Consider the following 17,607-nt stretch of genomic DNA (forward strand, 5'->3'; position numbering starts at 1 on the left):
AGAAAGATGGTTCTGAGGTTAAAGAAAGAGACTCTTTTAGACGAGAGGATATTTTGTATTATATCGATAAGAAACAAGATGAATGTATATTCCTTTTTATAGATGGTATAAAAGCTGCACCTGCACAAGATATACTAGATACACCTTTATCATCATTTTAGTCTGGCGGTTGAAAAGGCTTATGATCGTATCTATATTGAGGCAAAGAATGATGTTATTAAAAAGGTTAATGAGTTCTTAAACTATATAAACATAACTAAATTGGAAGAAATATACTATAAAGCATTTTTAGAGAAAGTTCAGAGGGGATATCTAGAACAAAGAGCAAGTTTAACTGAGAATTATAAAGAACTGTTAATTGAAAACTTTAGAACTGAATCTTGGAGAAAAGTAGTAAATGAATATGGTAGAGGTAGTGGCAGATATACAAAGGACGTTTGTAGCATATATATGGCTGAAATTACAAGACTGGATGAATTGTATCCATTTAGAGAATCCTTTAATAATTCGTGGTCAACGCTTATAGAAGGCAATAATTTAGTTAAGAAAGAGTCTACAGGTCAATAGAATAGGAGGATAAAGTAAAAAAACGCAATCCTTATCAGGTTGCGTTTTTTTATTTGGTGGAAAGCCCAGTGGTTCAGTCCTCACGGTAGAAGTTTATGCGAAAACATTAATGAATTGGCATTATGGAGGAGCACGACATCTGATAAGGCGAGTTAAAAAAAAGACAATTAATTGGAATCGAAAGGCTTCTTTTTTGTCTATTATACAAGTGCAGATTCTAACAATTTAAGTAAATTGTTTTACATATTTAATGTTTTGTTGTAATATGTAAATCAGAAAGGTGTGTGGATATGATTGGCGATAAACAATGCAAAACGTGCAAGGAGGTCAAACCAAGCACCGAGTTTTACTCGCAAGATAATATTTGCAAACAATGTGTTAGATTAAAAAGTAAAGAAAATCTCTTAAAGCGTGCGTTAGAACCAAAGGAGTTCGTCGTTGAAAAACAGTGCGCTCGTTGTAAGAGAATAAAACCTAGATTTGAGTTCCTTATAGATAAATATACAAAAGACGGATTGCGAAACTCATGCCATGATTGTGAGAAATTGTTACAGCTTGAGTACGATCTGGCCGTTAAAGCAAGGCGCGAAGCAAACCCTGACTTTTACCAAGTAGCCGAAAAGAAGTGCTCTCATTGTAAGGAAGTTAAACAAAGAAGTGAGTTCAGCAAACACAGCTACTCATTAGATGGTTTACAAACTTATTGTAAAGCATGTAGGGGAGTGCTAGAAAAGAAGCGAAGAGAGAAGCTTAAGGAACAAGTCTTAGAAAGCGTAATTATAGAGAAACGATGCAAAAATTGTAGAGAAACTAAACAAGCAATGGAGTTCACAAAGAGCTTCAGTTCTAAGGATGGATTTTCAAATACTTGCAGAACGTGTATGTCTATTCAATATCGTAATCGAAAACGTGAAAAGCAGATCAAAGAACGAATAGAGGCAATCGGTTATGTTGAAATCGAGAAAGTCATCCCGAAGGATATTGACTTGAACCAGATCAAGAACTGCACTAAGTGCAACATGGAGAAAACTCTTCGTGAATTTAACTATAGTTATACTGTAAAAAAGTTCCGTCCCGAGTGCAAACAATGCGGTAAGGAAACTAGGCGCAATTATGCAGTGAATAACGAGATAGAGCGGTTACAGCGTTTAAAACAAAGGAGAGATTCTGAATGATTGAGCAAGAAATAAAGAGTCAAGATAAATACACTGAAGTATTTGTAACAAAAGACTATGGTAGGTTTAATACCATCGATGGAAACAGAATTATTAACGAATTGCATGTAAAACGTCTTATTGAGTCCATGCAACAGAAACAATTAATTACACCAATTATCGTTAATGAGAAGCATGAAATTATTGATGGTCAGCACCGCTTTAAATCACAATCAATATTGGGGCTGCCGGTATACTACATTGTATGTGCGGGATACGGTCTATCAGAAGTTCACCGATTAAATGAAAAGAGCAATAATTGGAAGCCGATTGACTTTCTAAATGGTTACGCGACTTTCGCCGAAAAAGAAGAAAAATTCTTTGACTACGTTTTGCTGAAGGATTTTATCGAAAGTAATGCTATTACACCAATTTTAGGAATTTCTTTAACAAAAGGAGAATTAAACGAACTGGATGCAATGACTGCGTTTAAAAATGGTCACTATAAGGCGAAGAACATTGAAGAAGTGCAACTGTTTATGGACCTACTCGAAGATTTCTCGCCGTACTTCTATGAAACATATAAGTCAACAAAGTTCATTAAAGCATTCCTACTGTTTTCAGGAAGCGCGAAATACAACCATGATATCATGACAAAGAAACTTGGATACATGAGTGGTTTCCTGCAACAACGGAATCAAATTAGTCAATACTTGGATATACTTAGTGATATTTATAATACAAGGCTTTCAGAGAAAAGTCGTATTCATTTTAAAGGTGAAAAAGAACTTTAATAGAATCGAGGGACATAATGACAAAATCAAAGACGACTAGTAGCTTCAGATTCGATATCGATTTTATTGATTTGCTGAACACATGGTCATTTGTAAGTAAGAGAGAGAAGGGGGCTCTCCTGCAGGAAGCATTCCGAGAGTATACCAAAATGAAGCAGAACTCGGACATTGCAGAAAAAGTAAATATGATCCTGGAAAGTTTGAAAGAGGATTGAGTCGCGGAGGTGGTCACTAACGATATTTCAGGTTTTAATTAAACGTTCATAATAATCTAATCAAATGGTGATTGCTAGAGTTGTTCTGAAAAATCTGGAAGACTGTTAATCAGGTGGACATAGAGTTATTTTCCCTGAAAAGATCTAAAAAGTAATTGAGTATAGGTTATAGCTAATAGTAGCAGAACATTTTTTGGTTTGAATGAATTGTAAGGAGAGGTCGGCCAATGACAGAAGATTTATATAATCTTTTTATATCAGGAGATGAAAATGCTTGGGAATCTAATACAAAAATATTTGATTTAGACCGTTGTCTCCGAGAGTATACTGAAAAAGATATTGTTGGAAAGTTCGGTAAGTTAGGAAAAACAGACATTGATGAGATTAAAAAACTTCCATGCATTTTTGCATATGAAGACTATTGTGTTAAGGATGCTAGCATTGGTTATATGACAGATATAAAAGTACGACAAGCTGGGGTTAAAATTACGATCCAGAAAGTGAAAGAACTTTCATTAGAAACTCTACACAAATTGCAATTTGAGTTAGATATAAAAAGTTGGGAATTAAATAGAACACATTGGGCAATAAAGAAAGTTAATCTATATAAGGAATTGCAACACATAGGCATTGACTTTAATAGTATAAAAACAGGCCCGCCTGTAGACATAACTAAGCATCAGTTTGACGTCTCTTTTACATTTGCAGGAGAATTTAGAAATGTAGTTGAACAAGTTGTAAATGAGTTTGAAAAGATAGCAGGCATAAACAAAATATTTTACGATAATAACTATATTAGTCAACTAGCAAGGCCCTCCTTAGATACACTATTGCAAGATATATATAGAAATCGTTCAAAATTAATTGTTGTATTCTTATGTGAGAAATATCAAGAGAAAGAGTGGTGTGGCCTTGAGTTTAGAGCAGTTCGGGAGATGATAAAAGAAAAAGTCATGAATAGAATTATGTATATACGACTTGATACTGGACATATTGATGGCGTGCTTAGCACTGACGGCTACATAGATGGAACAAAATTCACTCCACAACAATTAGCCAATTTTATTAATGAGCGTCTTAATTTTCTTGAATAATTTTGCGAAATTCCATGGCGGTAAAGTATGCATAGCATGCGAGAGGTCAGGGGTTAATTCTTGAGGAATCAAGGGTTTTTAAATTTATTAGAGGAATACCATTAAAGCAATATCATCAAAATATATATCTTGGGGGCGAAAAAACTGTATGCCCTTACGTACCGTTTTCTTTTGAGACAATTTCTGCTTTCGGAGACAATATAGTGTTGAATGTATTGGCAGTCGCCTGATCTATCGATTGTAGAGCGTGACCGTAATGGATATCTGCATGTCCAAGTCGGCTTGAAATCGTTTGAGAATGAACACCTTGATTATAAGTAAAGTTGCAGATGTATGACGTAAGTCGTGAAAACGGACTTTTTTTAAATGATTTCGCTTTAAGAATCTTCGAAACCATGAACCTGGTACAGTATGATAATACGGTACTCCGTTTCAAGAGGAAAAAACGAAGAAGCGCTTTGTTTGCTCCAAAAGGTCTCCGACATTTTCTTTTGACTTTTTCGCTTGATATTGATAATTCTTCAATTTGGGTATAAGTGAATCGGAAATCTTGGCGGAATTAATTCTTAGTTTTTGATACTTTGATTATATTATTTCCGTCAACATAACTTAGTGATTGTACAACTTCTAGCATATTTCGCAAGAGTTGCTATTGAAGGTTTTGGCAGGTGGTGTGAGTTGGGAGAACAAATCGACCACGTATCGGTTAAAAGCACTAAAAACGGTGCGTAATTGGCAAGAAGAGATCATCATTTACCATCGTTGTCGTTGGACAAATGCTGCAGTAGAAGGTCGTCAGACCCTTAAATATTTTATTTAAGACAATTGTTTTTTTAAAATAGGATCTAACTTACAGAGCAGAAGTAGGGGGTTATCGAAGATAATAATAGAGAGGTTGGGAATGGATATGCCCCTACCTCTCTATTTTTTAATCAAGTATTTAATCTTTTTAGTAAGGACCGAGCACAGTCCAAACATCGTAGAGATTACTATTCAGATCGGGACGTTGATTTTGCGTCCACCATTTGGCTTTATACTTCACTCCGTCATAAGAAACAATGTCATCTTTAACATAAACGGAGGAAGCGCTCCATGGAGTAAAGGAAGCGTCAACTTGAACCGTCACCGAGTTATTTTCCGTAGACAAATTACTAAAGCCATCCCGAGCCTTGACAGTAAATGTATATGAACCGCTTGTTAATCCACTGATCGTAGCGGAGTTGCTAGTCGTTCTTGCTTTTGGAAATGGATCGTTATTCACATAAATGTCATAACCGATCAATCCAACATTGTCCGTAGAAGCTGTCCAATTCAAGTTAACTGTCTCAGTGATCGTACTAACAACTAGATTGGTTGGTGCTAGTGGTGCCTCTGTGTCGTTAGGTACGGCACCTGGCGTAGGTAAATTTGATATAATTTGCTTCAAATTAGGTAGGGTGCCGATTCTATCATTTGCCATATCGGAAGTCGGGGTATTGAACGGTAACCATCTCAGTATTCTACGAATTTCAGCTGGCGAATACGGCTCGCCGAAATTAGCTTTAGCAATCCCTTGCAGTTGTAGAATCGCGCCTACAACGACAGGTGAAGCGGAAGATGTTCCATTGAAATAGTCGGTATAACCAGTTGTCGAAGCCGTACTTGTTGCACCTAAGGTAGCAACGTTCTCACCAATACCGAAAACGTCGATTCGATTGCCATGGCTACTAAAGTCGAGTCTGTAGTGAGGCGCAGTTGATGATCCCGCTCCAACAAGTATTGCTCCAGAATCTTTGAAATCTGGGAGATCCCGATTGTAGATGTATTTATTATCCCAATGCTGGTACTGATCGAGATCAGCACCACCGTTGGCTCCCGCTTCTACAACGACAATACCTAAGCTTGTTGCATATTGGATTGCATCAAACTCTGCTGGCTGTGTTTCGATAGGTAACCAAGGACCGCCAAAACCGATCTGTATTTCGAGCAGAATAACGTCACCTGGAGATAATACTTGTGTGGCCGCTAAAATGGCTTCTGCTGCGCCACCTGAACGAACTAAAGAGGATACAATGGGCGTTGCTTTGTTAGCTAGCCCGATATTGCCGATAGCATTGTCAACCGCGGATACAACCCCGAGTACAGCCGTACCATGACTACCATCTCCATCATTAATGCCGCCTGGCAAAAGCTGTATGTTATGAGCAGCTAGATCTTCATGATTTAATGCCCAACTCCACTCGATATCGGCCCATTGGGTACCTTTGCCATCGCCACCTTCAAATTGCCAAGCATACGGAGCGTTAATACCTAGAGGATCTGCTTGCGCATATTTTTGAAATGAGAAGCGTGGATCGTTATCTGGAAGGACAGTTGTTGTGTTCGGAAAAGGTGTATTGGCTAATTCTGGTTTTTTGCTTAAATATGCTTCCTCAACGAGCGACAAGCTTCGCAACTTTTGTACCAACTGTTCGACGTCAGCGCCAGCAGGAATTTTGGAATAATAATAGCGATCAAACACGGATGCAAACGGACTAGCAGTCATGCCTTTGTTAGCTGACGGTAAAAATTGCTGCGAGATTAGCGGGTCAAACGATAATTCTGGGACAGCTGATAGCGGCGATACTTCTTGTTGCAATTGAAGTTTTCCTTCTTTACTTGGAAGGAAGGCTTGTTTTTTAAGTTTGACAACAATTTTTTCTTCGAATATTGAAGCTGCAGTATTTGAGAATGATGTACTCGTCGGAGAGGGCTGTCCAATTTCTGAAGCGTATGCTCCATTTGACAAAGTACTTAATGATAAAAGCAAGGTCGAGGCTAGAGCGACGGACAACGTTTTTTTTAATTGGGAATAAGTATGTGTAATCGTAATCTCTCCTTTGTAATCGTTTCTTTTTCTAGTTCCGAGCACTACCGTTTAGCAGTCAAAAGTAATCAAAAAGCTGAACGCTAGCAATAAAGAGTAGACGAGTGCGATAGGTTACGTTCTGATGAAATGCGAATACAATTCTATCATTCCCTTCTATTCAATATGTTTATTTTTTGTTTTATCTGGTTGAATAGGCTAACAATTTACAGTATAAATTAAGGGAAATATTGGATCAAACCTGAGGTAAGCGTAAACAACGACAGTAATATAAAGATATCAAGTTCAAACTTCTATTTTCTCTATTTCCCATAGGTTCAATAGGAGATAATGTCGAATAATTAGCTTTTAATGTAATTTATTGTTGTGAGCTGAGTCTAAACTCCTAATTTTGAAAAAGAAACCGACTAATCCGGTAGAGCGCGTCGCTGGCAGCGATGAGGTCAGGGGTTCGATCCCCCTAGGCTCCATACTAAAAAACCTTGTAACAACGGCATTTCCCGAAGTTACAAGGTTTTTTAGATGTCATTTATTGACTAAAAATCTATTCGTGGTCACACGTTTGGTCACAGTGCTAGTATTTTTGAGCTATTGTAGAGGGATTTCATTGAGTAAAATGATTCAAACGTGTGGGGAAATAGCATATAGGTTCAAATATTCAGCCTTGATTAATCGATTGTCCAAATAACATATCCCATATTGCGAAGCGGTCTGCTTATGGACTGAAGGTAAAACATGAGAGTAAGTATCGAGAGTTACTCTGATGTCTGAATGTCCTAGAATTTCTTTAACAACTTTAGGGTTTATATTTTGGGCTAACATGAGTCTCGAAGTGATTCGACTTCTGTTTTGATTTCCTGTTTGCGTTCCAGAGATGTTCCTCGCTGAGAAAATTCCAGCGCTAATTTTACATGCCGTCCGGCAAGAACCAACAGCCGTTCACGATAAATCTCATTTTCGAGTACCATCCACAAACAGCTTTCCATGTATTTCACCCCACTTACTCTAATTGAACAAATAAGAAAGCTGCGGCACTAAACCGCAGCTTTCAGTTAATCTTCTGTTAGTTCTTTGTATCGCTCCATAGTAATCTTGCTCTGTGACAATACGTAATCCTTGATAGATAATTTCGGAATGCGGTATCCTTTCATTTTGATAGCTTTAATTTGCTGAATATGTTAATGCCAAAGAACCATCGAGTTAATGATTGAGAGCCACAGTGTTAATTAAATAGAGCTAAGTTGTTAACGGTGAGAGCCACTTTAGAATTAGGCTGTGAAAAACATTATAGAGAGTGGTCATTAAAATAAAGAGCAGAGCTTAGACTTTTATGAAGAAAAGAGATTTTTGTGGTATTATATGTAATTATGGATTGTGAAATAAATGGATTATTTGAAAATGGGGGAATCAATATATGGAACGTAAAATTCAACTAATGGAAACCTACGTAAATATCGACTTTGGAAACTCACCCTTTTTAAAATTAGATAAAGGGTTGCAATTCAATACTTTTCAATCAAGGGAATAACAACAGGTAGACCGATACCAAATGCTTTTAAACTATATGGTACTTTATTAGGAGGAATGAGAAATGGGTTATTTATATCATTTGGCGGTTATCAACTGCACTTTTTTGAAAATGAGCTTGAAACTCTTCATTTAGATTTGAATAGCTTTAAAGTTGGTAAGTTCAAAATATCAAAGTTGATCATTGGTGTTGAAAATCCTGAAGAAATAAGTAAAAATATTTCCGAAAGAGTGAAGTGATAATTTGTTGATGAACTGTTCTTTGAACTAACGTCGAACGATAGTTGAATGGGGTGATTGATTGCCTCTCGCGAGGACTACCTATCTGTATAGGTATCAGGGTTATAATATAGAAATCAATTTTTATATTTTCCTCAAAGTACAAAAAACGCCTTTAGGTAACAGGAAATGAATGGATAATGTCGAATGTAGGTCTTAAGGCTTGATTCTCATCTCATCCTAGCTGTGGAAGGGTGGTTTAAATGAATATTGCTAAGTTAAAAGCAATGAATTTTAGAGGCATAAAAGAATGTGAGATTTTTTTGATTGGTAAAACTGTACTCGTAGGAGATAACAATATTGGAAAATCAACATTGCTTGAAGCCATAGACCTTGTCCTTGGACCAGAACGACTTGCAAGGTTTCCCGTTATTGATGAACATGATTTTTATGCTGGTGAGTATCTGAATGAAAATAATGAAGCAATCGAAATTTTTATAGAGGTTGTTGTGATAGATTTAAGTGAAGAGCAGCAGAGACATTTTAGAAATCATCTTGAATGGTGGGACAATAATAAAAAAACATTGCTGGAAAGTCCCCCGCCAGAAGCTACAGATGAAAAAGGTGTAGAGGCTGCATTAAGAGTGTGCTTTAGAGGGAAATATGATAGTGACGAAGATGACTTTTTAGGGAAAACATTTTTCATGTCGCCTCTGAAAGAGGATAGTTCATTTGATATATTTGGAACCAAGGATAAGAGGCAGTGTGGTTTCTTATACTTAAGAACTCTTAGAACAGGATCACGAGCATTGAGTTTGGAGCGAGGATCGCTTTTAGATATCATAATCAAATTAAAAGAAATACAACTTCCTATGTGGGAAGAAGTATTATCGCAACTTCGGACTATATCTGTGGCCGAAAATCCTGATCTAGGAGTATCCGATATCCTGCAATCGGTTCAAAGCGCTGTTCGTTCATTTGTTCCATCTGATTGGGCCGACAAGCCACACTTCCGAGTTTCAGACTTAACGCGCTCAAATTTAAGAAAGATCCTTACTGTCTTTATGAGTACAGGGGCATTGCGTCAAAATGGCGAAGAGTATGCTGCTCCATTCCAACATCAAGGTACTGGTACTATAAACACATTAGTACTTTCACTATTATCTATGATTGCGGAGTTAAAACAAAATGTAATTTTCGCTATGGAAGAACCAGAAATAGCAATTCCACCTGCTACCCAAAAGAGGATAATTCAAAGCATCTGTTCTAAGTCGGCTCAGGCTATTTTTACATCACATTCACCATATGTTCTTGAGGAGTTCGCCCCGTCCGAAATTCTTGTTATAAATCGTGTGAATGGAAAAGTTGAAGGTATTCCTGCTCAGTATCCTCCAACCATTAAACCTAAAAAGTATAGGGATGAGTTCAGAAGAAGATTTTGTGAAGCCTTACTTACACGGAGGGTATTAATAACAGAAGGAAGAACTGAATATGACTCCTTCCCAGCAGCGGCAAGGCGGTTACAGGAGCTTTATCCTTGTAAATTTAAAAGTCTCGAGGAACTAGGGTTTGCAATAGTTAATGCCGAGGCAGAATCACAAGTAGCTCCACTTGGCGAGTATTTTCGCGGTTTAGGTAAAACCACGTTCGCAGTTTTTGATAAACAGAACGAAACTAGTAAAGCAGCAATTGAGAAATCCGTGGATCATCCATTCGAGGCGCAGGAACATGGGTTTGAAGATGTAATCCTAAATGGTTCCCACGAAAGTGCTCTTCGACGATATGCTATGCTACTTGTGAAATCGGATGAGTGGCCATCGGGACTAAGTGTTCAAAAACCATCTGACGATATTGAAATGACTGAGTTAAAAAAATCACTACGAGTATTTTTGGGAAAATCAAAGGCTTCAGGTGTTACGGCTGATTTTCTGGGTCAGTGTTCGATGGAAGAAATGCCGGATTTTATTATAACTACTCTGCAGTCTATTCAAGCTCTTGTGGAGAGGAATATTGCTTCTGATAGCGAGGAAGGGCTTGAGGATGAAGAAGCAACTGAAGATTTTTTTGAATAGGACTTCACGTCTCTTAAAGAGGTGATCATATATGTTTGATCTTTCCGAAGAAAAGAAAAAATTATTGAAAACTGATGGAAACCAGCTAGTACTAGGGGGACCGGGATCTGGAAAGACAACAATAGCTTTGTTGAAAGCTAAAGATGGGATCGAGTTTGGTAATTTAAAACGAGGACAGAAAGTATTATTTTTGAGTTTTGCAAGGGCCACTGTATCGCGTATAGAGGAACAAGTTGGTCAGCTAATTACTAAATCAATTAGTAGTTATCTTGAAGTAAATACTTATCATAGCTTTACTTGGAATATATTAAAGAGTCATGGATACTTAATTAATTCTAATTTACCAATCAGATTGCTTACGCCACCTGAAGCTGCCACAAAGTTTGCAAATATAACAGGTGACAAAGAACGGAACGCGGAGAAATTAAGGTTATTTGAAGAAGAAGGAGTACTTCACTTTGATTTGTTTGCAAAATATACAGGTGATCTACTTCGGAGAAGTAACTCGCTTGCGAGTATAATCTCGGATTCATACCCACTTGTCATACTTGATGAATTTCAGGATACGAACTCTGATGAATGGGGGCTTATTCAAGTGCTGGGGCAATGGAGTACACTTATAGCCTTGGCTGATGCCGAACAACGTATTTATGAGTTCAGAGGAGCTGACCCAGCAAGAATAGGCCAGTTTATATCACACTTTGCTCCAAAGCAATTTGATTTTGGTATAGAAAATAATCGCAGCAAGGGAACAGATATTGTCCAATTCGGAAATGATGTGTTGACTGGAAAGAATATAGGGAAGAGTTATAAAAATGTACTTAGTTCTTATTATCCCTATAGGAATGGATATGGAGCTCACTTCGATTTGAAACTTGCTGTATTTCGTACTCGTAAAAAAATGGTTGATTTAGGTAGAAAAGATTGGTCCATCGCAGTTCTAGTTCCATCAAAGAAATTGATGTTGGAAGTATCGGATTTTTTTGATTCAGCACAATCGCTTCCAAAGAACAAAACTTTTTCGCGAATTGCTCATGAGGTAGCACTTGAAACTGCAGGCCCATCTTTAGCTGCTGTTTTGCTTTCTGAATTATTGGAATTAGGTTCACGAAAACAAATGCAAGCAACGAATCTTATAAAAAGTATTTGTGATCATTCTCGTGGGAGAAAAGGGAATGAGCCCCCGAGTAAAGATATTCTAGCTCTGACTGATGCGCTATTGGAATATATAGATACTGGAAAGGTTTTAGGTTCGAAAAGAAAAGCAGTTATTAAGGAATGCGAAGATATAGCAAAGAAGTGTAATGAACTCGATTTTTCAGGAAATCCTATTGAAGATTGGATGCTTGTTAGAAAAATTCTGAAAGAAAATGACTCCGATGTATTAAAGCAGCTCGTTTCGGATTCGAAATATTTACGTTTAATGAATAAAGGATCTGAATTAAGATCAAGTCTCGGCAATCTATGGAGAAGCCATGGAAATTATACAGGGGCGGTTCAGGCTGTTAAAACTTCACTTTTACAGGAGCATTTTTCTTCGTCAAGTAAAGTGTGGAGAGGTATTCATGTTATGACTATTCATAAATCTAAAGGAAAGGAGTTTGACGAGGTTATTATATATGAAGGCCGATTTCACGGCAAAATTGGTAATAGGCAGGATGACAAAAAAAGGCTAGATCAAGCTCGCTTAAATCTTCGTGTCGCAGTCACAAGGGCGAAGGAAAATGTGACCATATTAACACCAGAAAATGATATTTGTATATTCTTGAAAGGGTGATGTAATGCGGATTAGATGCAAAGACGCTGATATTATACTTTCAAAAAATGAACAGGCGTACCAGACCATTATTAAGAATATGAAAAGGGACAGTCACCTATATATATCGACATTTAATTTCAATATGCCAGACGAATTTGATGAACTTCTCATCAAAAAAATTGAGTATGTCAATGATTTAAAGGTGATTTTTAATGTCTATCATTTTGATGGTAATGTGGACAAGAAAACTAATCAACTTTTAACAAAATCACTGAAGAAAAATCCATTTGTTCAGTTTTTTTATGATAATAGCAATCATTCTAAAATAGTTAGTAATGGTAAGTTAATGTACATTGGTAGTTCCAATGTAACTTTAAATGCTAAAAACAATTTTGAAGCAGGAGTTATTATTGACGATATTGAAGCTATTAAACAAGTAGAATATGAAGTTTTTGATTTAGCATACCTTAGATGTACTTCAATTTTTACAGAACCAGTTTTTCCTATAATTATTCCCTTTCTAATGATTTCACAAGAATGCGATAAAGCATTTAATTACATGGAATATCTTATTGACTGCTTTAAAAGTTCAAGTTTAATCAGTGAGGATGATTTACCTGGGGAAGGTTCCATTATTATTCAATATATCGACAAGTATCGTCTGATGTTAAATGATGCTCGTGAAAATATGTTAAAATTCGCGGCTAAGGAAACCGATGAGTTTTTTATTATTGAGGAGTTATTTCACGAAATAATGACGAATCTTAATGAATTATCTGATAGCCACTTAGGTTCACATTTTCTTTCTCATTTCAATTTTATTGAAGATTACAGGAATGCAAATGAAGAATACAAGGATCTTTATTGGAAAATAAACACTTTTAGTTTTGAGACAGTATTATTAAAAGAACGTATATACTTATCAAAAGTGAGGTCAACTCTAGCTAAGCTTTATCACTTAAGGATAAAATGGATAGAATTGATTGGAATAAAAAAACATGCTGTATTTATGAACTCGAGCATCCCAGTTACATATTGGCTTGAGGAACCGTCAATGTCGAAAGCGTATTGGGAATTCTTTGTCTCTTAGTTATGTAAGGACCATTCTATCTTTACAGAGGAAGAAAAAACTTTGGTCACATTTCTGGTCACACTTTTTCTTTTACGAGCGCGACGGCGCACTCGAATGTAAAAAGACAAAACTCAAAAAAGCCTTATCTCACAAGGCTTTCCTACCCTCTTTCCTTAACGTACAAAACCCCATCTCTCCACTGGCAGCGATGAGGTCATCTAGAGAAAATAGTGTTAGTATAAACAGATATTGGGGTTCTTCTAAACCAAAGTTGAAGTCGAAAAGCCGCATCAACAGGCATACTGTTCATGTGGCTTTTATCGTTTGATATTCAAGCTAGAAGGAGTATGGGCAATTAAGCTCAAATTCGCGAAATCTTTATTGGACTGTCAGATATAAAGCACAGTGCAGCGAAAAATGCGCTCAGGCCGTCTAATAGGTGGAGGTGATCATTCAGTGAAGCTGGCCGGCTCGATTAACAAGGGAAATTTCCCGAAAGATCCCTCTCAAGCTCTAGAGCAGCTGATGGAAAGCTTTGGCTCGACGATCATGCGCACCGCTTATTTTTATACCGGAGATCAGCATCTCGCCGAGGATATCAGTCAGGAGGTATTTCTTCGCGCTTATCGCAATTGGAACTCGTTTCGTGGAGAGAGCGCTGTTAAAACCTGGTTGACGACGATCGCTATCAACGTTTGCCGGGATAAGATGGGCGTGCGAATGTTTACGGAACAGCCGACCGATCCGAGCTTGATGGAGCGGGGACGGATATTCAACGTGGAAGAAGAAGCGCTTAAAAGATTGCAGAAAAGCGAGATTTTGCGGCATATGCTGCGTCTGCCTCTGCCGTATCAAGAGGCTTTGTATTTATATTATTATCTGGATTTGGACACACGGGAAATTGCGAAAGCGACGTCGTCGCCAGAGGGTACCGTGAGAAACAGACTGCACCGGGCGCGCGAGGCGTTGGCTCGGGAAATGCGCAAGGAGGAGACAGCCGATGACGGACATGGAGCGTAATTTACGTCAAAATTTGCAAAAGGAGTTGGATGATATGTTGTTTTCTAAAATGGAATTGAGCGATAACGTTAAACAGAAGATCAGGAAGGAAGCCGCCACGGAGAAAAGAAGCAGCCGCCGCTTCGTTCTTCCGAAAGCCTGGCTTGCAGGAGCGGCAGCGCTGGTCGCGGCAGTCGTCATAGTGACGGGATTGCCGATGCTGCAAGAACCCGCCGCAGTCCCGACGCCTACGGATCATTCGCCTGGAATCGTGCTGCCCGGAAACGGAGGAGCCACAGGTTCGGAGTTGTCCCAATTGATTACAACTCCGTTAGAAACGGCGGAGGCAGCGAAAGCAGCTTTCGGCTCCGGTGTGCTTGTTCCTCAAGTCGCCCCGGAAGGCTTCAAGCTGGCTGAGATCGTCGGCGTGGGAATGAAGGACCAACCGCTCAGAGATTTAAACTTCACATACGGCTCGGGTGATAAGACGGTGACATTCAGCGCGAGCCGTATGCCGGCCGCGTTCCCGACGGACCTGTTCACACAGACCAAAGTGGGCGGAGCGGACGGCTTTATTTTCGAGCAAGCCGAGTTCACGGAGCTGTTCTGGGAGGTTGACGGCATTCAGTATGGCGTGTCCGGTCCGATTTCGGGCGACGAGGCCATGAAGGTAGCCGAATCGGTGGAGCCTTAATGAGTTGATTCGTGTTTATCGTGAATGAATATAATATAAAGGTCAAAACCCTTGAGGAATCAAGGGTTTTTTTGATTTTTTAGAGGGATATCATTAAAGGAATATCATTAAAATATAGATCCTGGGGACGAATTGGGGACGATAAAACGGTATGCGATTACGTACCGTTTTCTTTTGAGACAATTTCTGCTTTCGGAGACAATATAGTGTTGAATGTATTGGCAGCCGACTGATCTATCGGTTAAAAATACATTAATAAAGATACGTAATTGGCAAGAAGAGATCATCCTTTACCATCGTTGTCGTTGGACAAGTTTGTGAATATGTAAATATTTTATTTAAGACAATTGATTTTTTTAAATAGGAGTTTACTTACAGAGCAGAAGTAGGGGTTATCGAAGATAATAATAGAGAGGTTGGGAATGGATATGCCCCTACCTCTCTATTACTTAATCAAGTTTTAATCTTTTTAGTAAGGACCGAGCACAGTCCAAACATCGTAGAGATTACTATTCAGATCGGGACGTTGATTTTGCGTCCACCATTTGGCTTTATACTTCACTCCGTCATAAGAAACAATGTCATCTTTAACATAAACGGAGGAAGCGCTCCATGGAGTAAAGGAAGCGTCAACTTGAACCGTCACCGAGTTATTTTCCGTAGACAAATTACTAAAGCCATCCCGAGCCTTGACAGTAAATGTATATGAACCGCTTGTTAATCCACTGATCGTAGCGGAGTTGCTAGTCGTTCTTGCTTTTGGAAATGGATCGTTATTCACATAAATGTCATAACCGATCAATCCAACATTGTCTGTAGAAGCTGTCCAATTCAAGTTAACTGTGTCAGTGATCGTACTAACAACTAGATTGGTTGGTGCTAGTGGTGCTTCTGTGTCGTTAGGTACGGCACCTGGCGTAGGTAAATTTGATATAATTTGCTTCAAATTAGGTAGGGTGCCGATTCTATCATTTGCCATATCGGAAGTCGGAGTATTGAACGGTAACCATCTCAGTATTCTACGAATTTCAGCTGGCGAATACGGCTCGCCGAAATTAGCTTTAGCAATCCCTTGCAGTTGTAGAATCGCGCCTACAACGACAGGTGAAGCGGAAGATGTTCCATTGAAATAGTCGGTATAACCAGTTGTCGAAGCCGTACTTGTTGCACCTAAGGTAGCAACGTTCTCACCAATACCGAAAACGTCGATTCGATTGCCATGGCTACTAAAGTCGAGTCTGTAGTGAGGCGCAGTTGATGATCCCGCTCCTACAAGTATTGCTCCAGAATCTTTGAAATCTGGGAGATCCCGATTGTAGATGTATTTATTATCCCAATGCTGGTACTGATCAAGATCAGCACCACCGTTGGCTCCCGCTTCTACAACGACAATACCTAAGCTTGTTGCATATTGGATTGCATCAAACTCTGCTGGCTGTGTTTCGATAGGTAACCAAGGACCGCCAAAACCGATCTGTATTTCGAGCAGAATAACGTCACCCGGAGCTAATACTTGTGTGGCCGCTAAAATGGCTTCTGCTGCGCCACCTGAACGAACTAAAGAGGATACAATGGGCGTTGCTTTGTTAGCTAGTCCGATATTGCCGATAGCATTGTCAACCGCGGATACAACCCCGAGCACAGCCGTACCGTGACTACCATCTCCATCATTAATGCCGCCTGGCAAAATCTGTATGTTATGAGCGGCTAGATCTTCATGATTTAATGCCCAACTCCACTCGATATCGGCCCACTGGGTGCCTTTGCCATCGCCACCTTCAAATTGCCAAGCATACGGAGCGTTAATACCAAGAGGATCTGCTTGCGCATATCTTTGTAATGAGAAGCGTGGATCGTTTTCTGGCAGGACAGTTGTTGTGTTCGGAAAAGGTGTATTGGCTAATTCTGGTTTTTTGCTTAAATACGCTTCCTCAACGAGCGACAAGCTTCGCAACTTTTGAACCAACTGTTCGACGTCAGCGCCAGCAGGAATCTTGGAATAATAATAGCGATCAAACACGGATGCAAACGGACTATCAGTAATGCCTTTGTTAGCTGACGGTAAAAATTGCTGCGAGATTAGCGGGTCAAACGATAATTCTGGGACAGCTGATAGCGGCGATACTTCTTGTTGCAATTGAAGTTTTCCTTCTTTACTTGGAAGGAAGGCTTGTTGTTTAAGTTTGACAACAATTTTTTCTTCGAATATTGAAGCTGCAGTATTTGAGAATGATGTACTCGTCGGAGAGGGCTGTCCAATTTCTGAAGCGTATGCTCCATTTGACAAAGTACTTAATGATAAAAGCAAGGTCGAGGCTAGAGCGACGGACAACGTTTTTTTTAATTGGGAATAAGTATGTGTAATCGTAATCTCTCCTTTGTAATCGTTTCTTTTTCTAGTTCCGAGCACTACCGTTTAGCAGTCAAAAGTAATCAAAAAGCTGAACGCTAGCAATAAAGAGTAGACGAGTGCGATAGGTTACGTTCTGATGAAATGCGAATACAATTCTATCATTCCCTTCTATTCAATATGTTTATTTTTTGTTTTATCTGGTTGAATAGTCCAACAATTTACAGTATAAATTAAGGTAAATAT

At 38.7% G+C, this 17,607-nt stretch carries 11 protein-coding genes and 1 tRNA gene; 10 read left to right on the forward strand and 2 right to left on the reverse strand.

The annotated features are described in order from the left end of the window. Positions 1 to 857 precede the first annotated feature (857 nt). The 3 genes from BBD42_RS21255 (at position 858) to BBD42_RS21270 (ending at position 3,824) form a co-directional block, all read left to right on the forward strand. A complete protein-coding gene (locus BBD42_RS21255; RefSeq protein ID WP_099519774.1) occupies positions 858 to 1,742 on the forward strand; it encodes a hypothetical protein in 885 nt (294 codons plus the stop codon). Further along, positions 1,739 to 2,515, forward strand: a complete 777-nt coding sequence (locus BBD42_RS21260; protein WP_099519775.1) for a ParB N-terminal domain-containing protein — start codon at positions 1,739 to 1,741, stop codon at positions 2,513 to 2,515. Before BBD42_RS21255 ends, BBD42_RS21260 begins: the two co-directional genes overlap by 4 nt. Before the next feature lie 442 nt (positions 2,516 to 2,957). Further along, complete coding sequence (locus BBD42_RS21270; RefSeq protein WP_099519777.1) at positions 2,958 to 3,824, forward strand: toll/interleukin-1 receptor domain-containing protein; 867 nt, start codon at positions 2,958 to 2,960, stop codon at positions 3,822 to 3,824. A gap of 949 nt (positions 3,825 to 4,773) precedes the next feature. Here BBD42_RS21270 and BBD42_RS21280 read toward each other — a convergent pair. After that, on the reverse strand, positions 4,774 to 6,714 hold the full coding sequence (locus tag BBD42_RS21280) for a S8 family serine peptidase (protein ID WP_150131578.1): 1,941 nt from the start codon (positions 6,712 to 6,714) through the stop codon (positions 4,774 to 4,776). 324 nt (positions 6,715 to 7,038) lie between these two features. Here BBD42_RS21280 and BBD42_RS31580 point away from each other — a divergent pair. The 7 genes from BBD42_RS31580 to BBD42_RS21315 all read left to right on the forward strand — a co-directional run bounded on the left by BBD42_RS31580 (position 7,039) and on the right by BBD42_RS21315 (position 15,011). Then, positions 7,039 to 7,139, forward strand: a tRNA-Ala gene (locus BBD42_RS31580). Between the two features lie 1,114 nt (positions 7,140 to 8,253). Further along, entirely contained in the window at positions 8,254 to 8,436 is a 183-nt protein-coding gene (locus BBD42_RS21290) for a hypothetical protein (RefSeq protein WP_099519779.1), read from the forward strand. A gap of 242 nt (positions 8,437 to 8,678) precedes the next feature. Further along, a complete protein-coding gene (locus tag BBD42_RS21295; RefSeq protein ID WP_099519780.1) occupies positions 8,679 to 10,487 on the forward strand; it encodes an ATP-dependent nuclease in 1,809 nt (602 codons plus the stop codon). A gap of 31 nt (positions 10,488 to 10,518) precedes the next feature. Further along, positions 10,519 to 12,264 (forward strand): UvrD-helicase domain-containing protein, encoded by a 1,746-nt coding sequence (locus BBD42_RS21300; protein WP_099519781.1) that lies wholly within the window; start codon positions 10,519 to 10,521, stop codon positions 12,262 to 12,264. Between the two features lie 4 nt (positions 12,265 to 12,268). Next, positions 12,269 to 13,336, forward strand: coding sequence for a phospholipase D-like domain-containing protein (locus BBD42_RS21305; RefSeq protein ID WP_099519782.1), 1,068 nt, complete (start codon positions 12,269 to 12,271; stop codon positions 13,334 to 13,336). 438 nt (positions 13,337 to 13,774) lie between these two features. Continuing rightward, on the forward strand, positions 13,775 to 14,338 hold the full coding sequence (locus BBD42_RS21310; RefSeq protein WP_237163185.1) for a sigma-70 family RNA polymerase sigma factor: 564 nt from the start codon (positions 13,775 to 13,777) through the stop codon (positions 14,336 to 14,338). Then, positions 14,319 to 15,011 carry a DUF4367 domain-containing protein gene (locus BBD42_RS21315; protein WP_099519784.1) on the forward strand — a complete coding sequence of 231 codons (693 nt, stop codon included), beginning with the start codon at positions 14,319 to 14,321 and terminating at the stop codon, positions 15,009 to 15,011. The genes BBD42_RS21310 and BBD42_RS21315 overlap by 20 nt, the downstream gene beginning before the upstream one ends. Before the next feature lie 469 nt (positions 15,012 to 15,480). Here the strand turns inward: BBD42_RS21315 and BBD42_RS21320 are convergent, their stop codons facing one another. Beyond that, a complete protein-coding gene (locus tag BBD42_RS21320) occupies positions 15,481 to 17,421 on the reverse strand; it encodes a S8 family serine peptidase (protein WP_099519785.1) in 1,941 nt (646 codons plus the stop codon). Positions 17,422 to 17,607: the final 186 nt, after the last annotated feature.

The organism is Paenibacillus sp. BIHB 4019, assembly GCF_002741035.1.
Classification (GTDB): domain Bacteria; phylum Bacillota; class Bacilli; order Paenibacillales; family Paenibacillaceae; genus Pristimantibacillus.